Annotated in this window: 10 protein-coding genes, 1 tRNA gene and 2 pseudogenes; 10 read left to right on the top strand and 3 right to left on the bottom strand. The window is 37.7% G+C overall.

Translation table 11 applies throughout. The annotated features are described in order from the left end of the window. Nucleotides 1–211 precede the first annotated feature (211 nt). A complete protein-coding gene (locus tag I4641_RS24355; RefSeq protein WP_369426867.1) occupies nucleotides 212–706 on the top strand; it encodes an NUMOD4 domain-containing protein in 495 nt (164 codons plus the stop codon). 125 nt (nucleotides 707–831) lie between these two features. On the opposite strand, the gene I4641_RS22185 is transcribed toward I4641_RS24355, so the two are convergent. Then, nucleotides 832–903, bottom strand: a tRNA-Val gene (locus I4641_RS22185). 413 nt (nucleotides 904–1,316) lie between these two features. On the opposite strand from I4641_RS22185, the gene I4641_RS22190 reads away from it, so the two are divergent. From I4641_RS22190 to I4641_RS22210, 5 genes and pseudogenes are all read left to right on the top strand, one after another. Continuing rightward, a complete protein-coding gene (locus I4641_RS22190) occupies nucleotides 1,317–2,408 on the top strand; it encodes a nucleotidyltransferase domain-containing protein (protein WP_229642769.1) in 1,092 nt (363 codons plus the stop codon). 259 nt (nucleotides 2,409–2,667) lie between these two features. Next, entirely contained in the window at nucleotides 2,668–2,994 is a 327-nt protein-coding gene (locus I4641_RS22195; protein ID WP_229642770.1) for an NfeD family protein, read from the top strand. A 64-nt stretch (nucleotides 2,995–3,058) separates the two neighbouring features. Continuing rightward, entirely contained in the window at nucleotides 3,059–4,411 is a 1,353-nt protein-coding gene (locus I4641_RS22200) for a flotillin family protein (RefSeq protein ID WP_229642771.1), read from the top strand. Between the two features lie 37 nt (nucleotides 4,412–4,448). Further along, nucleotides 4,449–5,732 (top strand): flotillin family protein, encoded by a 1,284-nt coding sequence (locus tag I4641_RS22205; RefSeq protein ID WP_229642772.1) that lies wholly within the window; start codon nucleotides 4,449–4,451, stop codon nucleotides 5,730–5,732. Nucleotides 5,733–5,823: 91 nt separating this feature from the next. Further along, nucleotides 5,824–6,536 (top strand): annotated as a pseudogene (locus I4641_RS22210) (hypothetical protein); the annotation flags it as partial. 212 nt (nucleotides 6,537–6,748) lie between these two features. On the opposite strand, the gene I4641_RS22215 reads toward I4641_RS22210, so the two are convergent. Then, nucleotides 6,749–7,090: a hypothetical protein gene (locus I4641_RS22215; RefSeq protein WP_229642773.1), complete on the bottom strand. Its 342-nt coding sequence runs from the start codon at nucleotides 7,088–7,090 to the stop codon at nucleotides 6,749–6,751. A gap of 148 nt (nucleotides 7,091–7,238) precedes the next feature. Here I4641_RS22215 and I4641_RS22220 point away from each other — a divergent pair, with 148 nt between their 5' ends. After that, nucleotides 7,239–7,535: an HNH endonuclease gene (locus tag I4641_RS22220; RefSeq protein ID WP_229642774.1), complete on the top strand. Its 297-nt coding sequence runs from the start codon at nucleotides 7,239–7,241 to the stop codon at nucleotides 7,533–7,535. A 114-nt stretch (nucleotides 7,536–7,649) separates the two neighbouring features. Continuing rightward, nucleotides 7,650–8,261, top strand: coding sequence for a hypothetical protein (locus tag I4641_RS22225; protein WP_229642775.1), 612 nt, complete (start codon nucleotides 7,650–7,652; stop codon nucleotides 8,259–8,261). A gap of 21 nt (nucleotides 8,262–8,282) precedes the next feature. Here I4641_RS22225 and I4641_RS22230 read toward each other — a convergent pair whose 3' ends face one another. Beyond that, nucleotides 8,283–8,873, bottom strand: coding sequence for a thermonuclease family protein (locus tag I4641_RS22230; protein ID WP_229642776.1), 591 nt, complete (start codon nucleotides 8,871–8,873; stop codon nucleotides 8,283–8,285). 358 nt (nucleotides 8,874–9,231) lie between these two features. Between I4641_RS22230 and I4641_RS22235 the strand changes: the two genes are divergently transcribed. Together I4641_RS22235 and I4641_RS22240 are read left to right on the top strand one after the other, a co-directional pair. Further along, nucleotides 9,232–9,912 (top strand): tyrosine-type recombinase/integrase, encoded by a 681-nt coding sequence (locus tag I4641_RS22235; RefSeq protein WP_229642777.1) that lies wholly within the window; start codon nucleotides 9,232–9,234, stop codon nucleotides 9,910–9,912. Between the two features lie 638 nt (nucleotides 9,913–10,550). Then, nucleotides 10,551–10,766, top strand: a pseudogene (locus tag I4641_RS22240) (reverse transcriptase N-terminal domain-containing protein); the annotation flags it as partial. Nucleotides 10,767–10,808: the final 42 nt, after the last annotated feature.

Here is a 10,808-nt window from a genome sequence, read left to right on the forward strand (position 1 = left end):
ATGACTGATTTTATGAAACTCTAAATAATACATTTTGACGTGCGGAAGGTGGGATCTAGTTTTAGTCAAGAAAGACGATGAAACAATCAGTGATGGTATGGAAGTCTAATAGGAGAAAAAACTAACTTCAAACCCCCCAAATGCTTTTTTTCTTGTCTTTACGTTGAAGTTTTCATGAAATATAATTGAAGCACAAAGAAATAAGCTACGTATGGACGAAAATTTAGTATTAAGACACGCGCCAGAGTATTGGCAAACCATAGAAGAATTTCCTAACTACCTGATAAGCAATTTAGGAAGAGTCAAGAGTAAAAAGACTAGGAAGATACTTAAACCCTACAAGACAAATAGAGGATATCTTACAGTGGGTTTTTGGTTAGAGGGTAGAAAGAAGAGAGTATCGATACATAGACTCGTGGCTCAAGCGTTTCTACTAAATCCTGGCAATCTGCCCGAAGTAAACCATATCAATGGTTGTAAGACTGATAATACCCTTGTCAATTTGGAATACTGTACAAGACGTAGTAACGTAATCCATGCATTTAGAACTGGACTGCAAAAAACTAAATTGTCTAAAAAAATGGTACTGAAAGTTTTTGAGTACCGAAAACAAGGTCTGTCCCTTAGAGAAGTTGGGAAATTACTTGGTGTCTCCCACTCAACTATTTGGGAAATCGAGAAAGGGTTAATCTATCAAGACCTTTAACTTGCAACGCTAGCTCTAGCATTTAAATTAGACTCTAGCAATTGGTACTCATTCGGTACTACTATTAAAAAGTACACCATTTTCAAGAGTACCAGAAATCTCTGAAAGCTAGAGGTAGCGTTGGATGGGCGATACTGGATTTGAACCAGTGACGTCCTGCTTGTAAGGCAGGCGCTCTACCACTGAGCTAATCGCCCGAACGTGCTTAATCTGGCACTTTGTCAGTATAACAATAAAACCCGACCATTTACAACAAAACATTGAAAATAGGTGTAAATATCTCCTATAAAGGCTTTGCTTTAGTTGTAAGTATCGGGTAAATTTATATTTTTCCTGAAATACATAAGACTATAAATAAGCTTTTATAAAATCTCTTTCAAAAATTGGTGTGAAATTGGTGTGCCACACCAAAATTGCTGAAAGCCATGTATATCAAAAACGAAGAGAGAAAATCAAAGATAGCAATGGCTAAAATATCTTTCAACAAGTGCTTTTTAGCGATCGCCCTTTTTGTGAGAAATGCGGGTATAGTAAGGTTAATTTGCTATTTTTTTCTAGTAGATATGTTGTTAACCTGTAGTTCAAAGCTGCAATTTTATGGCAAAATAAGATGGATAGAAACCCAGTTGAAGCAAGAGCGATCTTGCTCACAAAAGTAGGCAGTCACAGTTATGGTATCAATACTGATGCCTCAGATCTAGACTATAAAGGAATTTTTATTGCTCCCAAAGAATATTATTTGGGTTTTAAAGTTATCGAGCAAAAAGATCGGGGATGGGATGAAGATTCTGATCGCTTTCCTATTTTGAATGGCGTTAAGGATTTAGTTTATTACGAAATAAGAAAGTATTTAAAATTAGCCAAAGATGCTAATCCCAATATTTTAGAATTGCTATTTGAATCTCCTGAATTTTATGAATATGTCGATCCTATCGGACAAAAATTAATCGATCACCGCGAGCTATTTTTAAGCAAAAAAATCAAATATAGCTATTCGGGTTATGCCTACGCTCAAATCCGTAAGATTAAAAGCCATCGTAAATGGTTATTAAATCCTCCTACTAAAAAACCCGTCGCCGAAGATTACGAACTCACCAACAAATCAGCCTTTGATAAATCCGAAGAAAAAGCATTTATTACTTTCTTATGGATGTTAATTAAAGATCGCATTGAATATGTCGAAGAACAACAAGAATTATATGACTTAATTAGCGATCGTATTGATTTTAAAGGAGTAATCAATAACAATCAATTACCCCACGAATTTTATCCCTATATCCAAAATCTAACCCAAGCAAGCGATCGCTACATGGATATTCTGCGTCGCACCCAAGAATATCGCAAGGACTTATACTATTGGAAAAGCTATCAATCTTGGCTGAAAAACCGCAATCCTAAACGAGCAGAGTTAGAAGCTAAATGTGGCTTCGATTCAAAGCACGCAGCCCACTGTATTAGATTAGTTAGAATGGGCAATGAAATCTTAACTACAGGCAAAATAAACGTAGATCGTCGGGGAATTGATGCCGAAGAGTTACTTAATATTCGCTTGGGTAATGTTAGTTATGATGCTGTTTTGGCAGAAGCAGAAAAATTATTTACGCAATTAGATGAAAGTTACGAGAAATCCGTGTTGCCCTATAAAGTTGACTTGGATCGAATTAATCAACTTTGCATGGAATTAGTCGAAGAATTTAATTAATAGGATCTCTTTAATTAAGCCAATATTTAAAACCACGTAAATTTCCAAGTAACATATAAATCTCAAAAATATATTTAGTTACATAAATAAAACAAATATTGGTTGTTAAATAAAAAAAAGTGAGATTACTATAGGAAGAAAGCGAGCAGGAAAAACTCTGGGAATTAAAAAATGCTTGCAAAATCCATAACCTCTTGATTGATACATCTAAGATCGGAAGTTACAACAAGCTAACTAACCATTAAAAGCATTACAGCCAATGAACTATTTAATTTTAACTATTGCAGGAATATCGATCGCCATTGGTGTTTTTCTTGGGGCATTAATTGTTTGGTTTATTTATTTTTGGCGACGGCGGGAAGTCATCGATAGTTTAATGAAACCAGAGGATTTAGTCGGGCTTTGTGGTATTGTCGAACTTCCTTTTGATGAGAATAGCAAAGGCAAAGTACGAGTTGATGTCAGGGGTTCAATGGTAGATTTAATCGCCCTAACCGACGATAAACAGGAATTCCAAGTAGGCGATCGGATTTTAATTATTCAAATGCAAAATAACAAAGTCTGGGTAACACGACACGAATCTTAGGGGCGAACGGTTGTTAACCCATAGCAATATGAATCAATTAACTGAATACATTAAAAAAATAATTATGGAAATACAAAACAAGATCGATAATCTGGAAGTGCAAGAAACTATAGTTGCACAACTTCCCCAAGTAAAACAAGATAGCAATGCTGATAGTCTTTTATTTACATTCCTCCCCGTATCCTTAGGCATATTTGCCACCATAATGTTAATCTGGTTTCTCAATTCCTTTTTGTGTGTCTGCAAACCCAATGAGGTAGTAATACTTTCGGGAAGAAAACGCAAAACCAAAAGCGGGCAAGAGTTAGGCTATCGCGTGCTGACAGGAGGTAGAGGGATTCGCATCCCGATCTTAGAAACCATCAAACGTATCGACGTTACCACTATGCCCGTACCCGTCAAGGTAACTAACGCCTATGCCAAAGGTGGTACGCCATTAGATATTCAGGCGATCGCCAATGTTAAAATATCCAGTAATCCCCAAGTAGTAGGGAATGCGATCGAACGTTTTCTAGATCAAGATCGTAAAGAGATCGTGCGGGTGGCTAGAGAAACCCTAGAGGGTAATTTACGGGGGGTAGTGGCAACCTTAACTCCCGAACAACTAAACGAAAACCGTCTGGAGTTTTCCCAACGTATTGCTAATGATGTCAGTCGAGATCTTAAAAAGCTAGGCTTACAGTTAGATATTCTCAAAATTCAGACGATTTCTGATGATGTTGATTATCTGAATTCCTTGGGGCGCAGACAAATTGCTTTGGTAATTAAAAACGCGGAAATTGCCGAATCTAATGCCCTCACCGAAGCCGAACAAATCGAAGCTAAGTGCGAAGAAGAGACTGCGGTAGCCATTACCCAAGATCGCATTATTATCCAAGATCAAGAAAATGAATTGCGAAAAATTACCGCTGAATTAGAACAAAAAGCGCGATCGGAAGAAGAACGCACTACCGCAGCAGCTTTGGAGGCGGAAGCTAAGGCACAGCAGCAGTTACAAGCAGTTCGGGCGCAGTTAGAAAGATTGCGTCTAGAAGCAGAGCAGGTATTACCCGCCGAAGCAGATCGAGTGGCAAAAGGTTTGTTGGCAAAAGGAGAAGCCGCAACTTTAAAAGAGAATGCCGAAGCAGCAGCCCTCGTTAACGAAATGCTAGGGGAAGTATGGCAGTCTACAGGAGAAGATGCCAAAGAATTGTTTTTAATTCAACAGCTAGAAACCGTCTTAGAGGAAGCTGTAGCTATTCCCGAAAGACTCAAACTAGGTAAAGTAAATGTAATTGATAACGGCGACGGTAAATCCCTTGCCAGCCTGGTTAATGTCTATCCCGAAATTGTGGCGCAATTCCTCAACAGCGTTAATGACACTCTGGGTATTGATGTAATTGGTACTCTCAATGCAAATAACTCGAAAAGCAAATAACTCGAAAAGTAATAAGTAATAAGTAGGAAGCAGAACAATGGAGTTTATTATCGGTTTATTAGGGCTTGGTGGTTTAGGAATGGGTGCAGGATGGCTTACCATCAAAAACTATTATTATATTTGTCAACCCAGTGAGATTTTAATTTTTGCAGGTACAAAAACACGCACCCATGACGGCAAAGAAGTCGGCTATCGGTTGGTTAAAGGCGGAAGCAGTATTAGAACTCCCATGTTGGAACAAGCTTTCCGCATGGATCTGACTAACATGATTATCGAATTGAAGGTATCTAATGCTTATAGTAAAGGCGGTATACCTTTAACCGTGGAAGGAGTCGCTAATATTAAAATAGCAGGGGAAGAACCGACAATTCACAATGCGATCGAAAGGCTATTGGGTAAAAATCGTCAACAAATCGAAATGCTAGCCAAGCAAACCCTTGAAGGAAACCTGCGAGGAGTACTAGCCAGCCTCACCCCAGAACAAGTAAATGAAGACAAGATCGCTTTTGCCAAAAGTTTATTAGATGAAGCTGAAGACGACTTGGAAAAACTAGGTTTAGTATTAGATAACCTGCAAATTCAAAATATCTCCGATGAAGTACATTATCTCGACTCTATTGGGCGACAACAGCAAGCCGAACTATTACGAGATGCCCGCATAGCTGAAGCCACAGCCAAAGCAGAATCAACGATTAAAGACTCTGCCAATAAAAAAGCCACTTCTCTCCGCCAAATTAGTCGCGATCTCGAAATCGCCAAGGTGGAAGCCGAACAAAGAATACGGGATGCAGTGACTAAAAGAGATGCCCTGGTAGCCGAAGCCGAAGCCGAAGTTGTGGCAAAAGTAGCCAAAGCCGAAGCGGAACTGGGAGTACAAAACGAACGTATTAAACAAGTAAAACAACAACTACAGGCAGATATAATTGCGCCCGCCGAAGCGGAATGTAAAAAAGCGATCGCCAAAGCCAAAGGGGATGCTGCGACTATCATTGAGGATGGTAAAGCTCAAGCCGAAGGTACGCAACGTTTGGCAGAATCTTGGAAAGCAGCAGGGGCAAATGCGAAAGATATTTTCTTATTCCAAAAGTTAGAAACCTTGATGAAAATGATGGCAGCGGGAGTACCCGATGTGGAAGTAGAAAGTCTTACTGTAATTGATGGTAAAGATGGCAGCAAAGCAACTCAAATTGCTTCTTTTATGGAACAGTTACAACAAACTACAGGAATTAACGTGGCACAGGTTACCAATAATTTAACTGGTAGTAATAGGGTAGTTAAATCAGTTAAGAAGATACAAGCAACAGAAGCAGATGAACTTTAATTGATTAGACAATTATTAAATTAGTTTGTAGGTTGGGTTAATAATCTTAGCCCAACTTTATTCGTTATCGGTATAGTTTCAACTTATTATCAAAATGAGGTCAAAAATGAAGTATAAAAATAATGCTGACAGTTTATTTAAGGTCAAAAAAATTCCCAGCGATAATCAAATACGCAATTTATTAGACCCAGTTCCTGCTGCCACAATTTATCCAGTATACCAAAAAATATATCAATGGTTAAAGAATCAAAACATACTCTCTAAATTTTTTTATTTAGAGTCAGAAATATTAATCGCATTAGACGGAACAGAATATTTTTCATCTAAAAAAATTAATTGTCCTCATTGTAACTCTAGGAATCACCAAAAGCGTGCAAGAGCCCAATTATTAATCAAAAAACAGAAGAGATTACTTATAAAAATAGTTTTATTACCAATCATCAAATTAACGATCGCAATGTGGAAAAGATTATCAAAGCTGGTAGAAGTAGATGGAAAATTGAAAATGAAAGTAATAATGTTTTAAAAAATCATGGTTACAACTTAGAACATAATTTTGGTCACGGTCAAAATAATTTATGTGAGATTTTATTGAGCTTAAATTTGTTGGCTTTTTTATTTCATTCAGTTTTAAAGTTAGCTAATTCTACTTATCAACGACTTCGTCAACTTAACGGAAGTCGTCGTAGCTTTTTTAACGATCTTAGAGCCTTATTAAAATATTTTTGGTTTGAAACTTGGTCTGATTTATTAAATTTTATGCTCGATGATGATTCAGACAAGCCCAAGACTAATTCTAGTTAAATCTCCAAAATAATTTCAGGAGGTGATGCTTAATTTTTATGTTTAAAATTTCATTTTTGTGATGATTTCAACCTATTTTTTTGAGTTGAGAGAGTATTTCTGTGTCCATTTTTTCTTTTTTCTCTTCAAAATGAGAATTGCTGGGGCTTGAATCCCAAAAGTTTGGTCAAAACAGCATAAAAGCGATCGCTCAATCTGCAAAAATCTTAAACTTAAATATTCAAACGACCAGTAGTAAATAATTGATAGCCACCAACAAAACTAGCTAAAGATACAACAAATTGCCATAAGCTAGTAGGATTCAAAATAGCTCTACTACTAGCAAAAACCAACAAAATACCGAGAGCGATCGCGAAGATGCTTAAATCTTTATTACTGCGGGGTAGGATAAAAAACAATAAAACTCCGACAGTCAGAGACAAAATCGAAGCATCAGCAGCTACACCTCGCCACCAATAGGGATATAGATTAGTTGAAAAGTAAATGTTTTGTCCTAAAAAGTAGATTCCGACTAATAGCAATGCTAAACCAATTAATCTGAGTATCAATCTCATGTTCTTAAATGTATGAGTTTATATATCTCTAGATTTCCCAAACTAATTAGTTAAATCAACTAATTAAAGAAAAGCGATAAGCTGCGCTTTCCTTCGGTACGCCACACTACGATAAGATGAAATCAAAAGAGCGATCGCCATATTTAAAATGCCTATAGATACTAGTCTCTATCCCGATAATTGGAATAGCCTAGCATTGAAAGTAAAAGAAGCTGCTCTGTGGCGTTGTGAATGCTGCGAGAAGAGATGTTATAAGCCTGGAGAAATACCAAAAGGTTTAACCCGTTCGGAATGGACAGCAGATATTTTACAGGTACATCATCGCAACCATGACACGAGCGATAATCGGTTAACTAATTTAATGTCTGTTTGTGCAGCGTGTCATCTAGATTTACATCGCAGTAGATACAGTCCAGTTAGTGAAGGTCAGTTGTCTTTATGGTGACTTTAATATTTCAACGACTTGCTTGAGGCATGAGTTATCTGTGCATAAAAAACTCTATATGGTTGTATTGACCAATATGATTATAACCATCAAATAAAATTTGGAGGTATTGATATGAAAAGCACATTTAATATTAAACAATATCTAAGAGTTGGTCTTATTTCTATTGGTATATTAAGTTCATATACAAGTTTTGTTTATTCATTAGGTAAACATAAACAATCTGAAAAAACTGGTATTGAATTAAAAGAAATATTTTCCATTAGAGCTTTTAAGTTAAATAATGAAGAATTTAACACTACCGACAACAGCGTAAGATTAAACAATATTTACTTGGCTACTTATCCTAAAGATTCAACACCTAATGGTATTTCTTTATACAGGATACACAAGCTGGATTTTAGTAATCCCTTGGCTATTAGAGTAGTGGGTACAATAGATAATCAAAAGATACAACTTGATCCACAACCAAGAATTGGAGATGTATTCAACGATATTAATGATTCTGTCCAAAATGCTATTGAAGAATTTTCTTTAACCCAAAAAGCTCATGCTCAATCAACATTTAGTTGGAATGGGTACGAAACAAACTATAATTTTTATGAGGAATATCTTAATAAAGATACTGTTAGAAGATATTATCAAAATGGAGCAATTTTAGAATATAAAATTAGCTCACAAGGTGTATCAATAGCTGCTAGCTTTAAATGGATAAAAAGAGTATAGAAATCAGTGCTAAACAGTCGCCTAATTAGTATATTTCTTAGCCGAACGCCACTTCCAAGGCTTTTGATGATTACCGTTCCAAACACCTAACTTCTCATCACGAGCAATCTTTTCTGCCCAGCCTAAATTCTCAGCACTCACACAGCTATCTGAATACTGTTGATAGTGATAAGCGTAACCAGCCTCTACCATTGCTGTATTGAGATGAATCTGCGCCTCATAATCGGGTTTAATTGGTATCCATAACTCGGCTACAGTGCGATCATATCTATCTGTCTCAATCGGTAAAACGTGAATTGTACCGTTGCCTTGAGCGATAAGCGATCGCAGATAATCTCTAGATTCAATACCCAATGGTTGTTTTAGTTCGGGGGCATCAATGCCACAGATTCTAATCTTCAATTCTTCATTGCCTCTAACGACTCGCAGAGTATCCCCATCATAGATACTGCCTGGTTTGACTTGCCAAAGGTCTGCATAATTATCTTTAAAAAAGACCCTTGAAAGTGCCTTTTCAATACCGTTATTAATAGTTTCGCGATTATCAAGGATACCGATAAAGACCAAAATCAAACCAATTAGTAAACTAGAACTGTTTAACAGTCGCTTCATTGCCAGTGAGTAGTAAATAAGTTCTTCTACCCTGGCTTAATTAATTACATCTGGGTGCGATTTGGATCGAGAATTACCATATCAGCAGTACTAAATGAGATAATACAATTGAAAAGGAAGCCTCCCGACTGGACATCTAGAGACTTCCCTTAGAAACAAATCCAGGGGCTACGCATTAAAATTCAGTAGGAACGTACTTAATTAGCTAACAAGATGCCAAAAGTGAAAAAGAAAGATAGTAGTATTTAAGAATCATTAAAGACGACTCAAGCTCTAAAACTTTTATAAGATTTAGGGTCAATTAATAATGATATTATGGCACCTATATTGTTATATCTTTTCCAATACTTCCGTATTAATGACTATTCAAAACAAAGTTACTAATGCCACCAGCGTTTTAGTAATCAAGTCTCTGTTTAGCTTTGCGGTGCAGACGGGCTATTTAACTTTGAATGTGGGCAGCTTCTTGAAAACTCCCAAAGCCAAGGAGAATCTAGCCGATCGGATTTTAGATGTATCCCAGGTGCAAGGATTGATTAAGTATGGGGTCAAGAACGATCGCGATCGCCTGATGTTACTCCTCATGTATGGCTGTGGGTTGAGAGTGTCTGAAGTGGTTGGTTTAACTTGGAATGATTTTAAGAAACACGGCGACGGCGGGAAAGTAACGGTATTTGGTAAGGGTAGTAAAACTAGAGTGGTGATAATTCCCGATTGGCTGTGGGTGAGAGTTAAGGAGTTTGAGAAATACCATCGAGTCAATCAGTATGTCTTCATTTCACGCAATCACAATAAGATGAATCGCTCGGTAGTGCATACAATGATTAAGAGGGCTTGTAAGCGATCGGGAATTGACGAGAGGGCATCTGCCCACTGGTTAAGACATTCTCATGCTAGTCATAGTTTAGAAGCTGGATGTAATTTAAGGTTGTTGCAGCAGAGTTTGGGTCATGCCAGTGTGACTACTACTGAGAGGTATCTGCACATATCCCCTGATGCTGGGAGTAGTCAGTTTATTGAGTGCGATTCGTTCAGTTGAAACCTAGAAATAGGGGGATGACTGGCATCTGCTAAGTAACCATAAGGTTGAGTTAGCACTTAAATCCTTAGCAGATGACAACTTCATATCCTTGTAAGTGACTGGAAGTACCCTAGAAACCAGAAGTCTTACCCTCCAGATGCGGGAGTGAAAGCATATTCCCCAAGGTAGCGACTAGCCATCAATCCTTGAAGCGGGAATAAAAGCGAAAACAGCGACCGAAACCTAATAAGGTCAATCGTCAGCAAGTCCTCATGGTTAATCGTGTATGTGAAGTCATTGCTTGAATTATCGTCAACTGGAAGTAGCGAAGTTAGGTTGCGCTGCGACCAAAAGGTCAAGGCTAGGGTGGTGAAAATGTTCGATATGGTTCACCAAGCATTACCCAAAAGCTCGGTAAAAAGATGACATCCTAAAAGGACAAAACAAAGGATATGAGGAACGAAGTAACCAGCCCGATTACTCTTTTGGTAGGTCGATACCTTGAGCAGTCAGCTAAGACGAAATATCTGGCGCAAGTCAGGTAATGGGTCTGGAGAGATTGAGTCAGAAGCCAACGCCCTACTGTAATAGTAGGGATATGCAGACGGACTCACGGTGATACGGAAGATAAAGCTATCAGTAGTAGTGAATATGTTATGAACACGGAGTCAAACCCGATGTATAAATGGAATGAGATTAACTGGCGTAAGCTAGAGCGTCGCGTTTTCAAGCTACAAAAGCGGATTTATCGAGCGTCTCGTTGTGGAAATGTCAAGTTAGTTCGCCGACTCCAAAAATTACTTACCAAGTCCTATAGTGCAAAGGTAATAGCAGTTCGTCGTGTTACCCAAGATAACCAAGGTAGTGCGACCTGAAAAGGTCAACTAAATTGAGACTCCGTAGTCTCTCTGGAA

The organism is Waterburya agarophytonicola KI4, from assembly GCF_020640915.1.
GTDB lineage: Bacteria > Cyanobacteriota > Cyanobacteriia > Cyanobacteriales > Xenococcaceae > Waterburya > Waterburya agarophytonicola.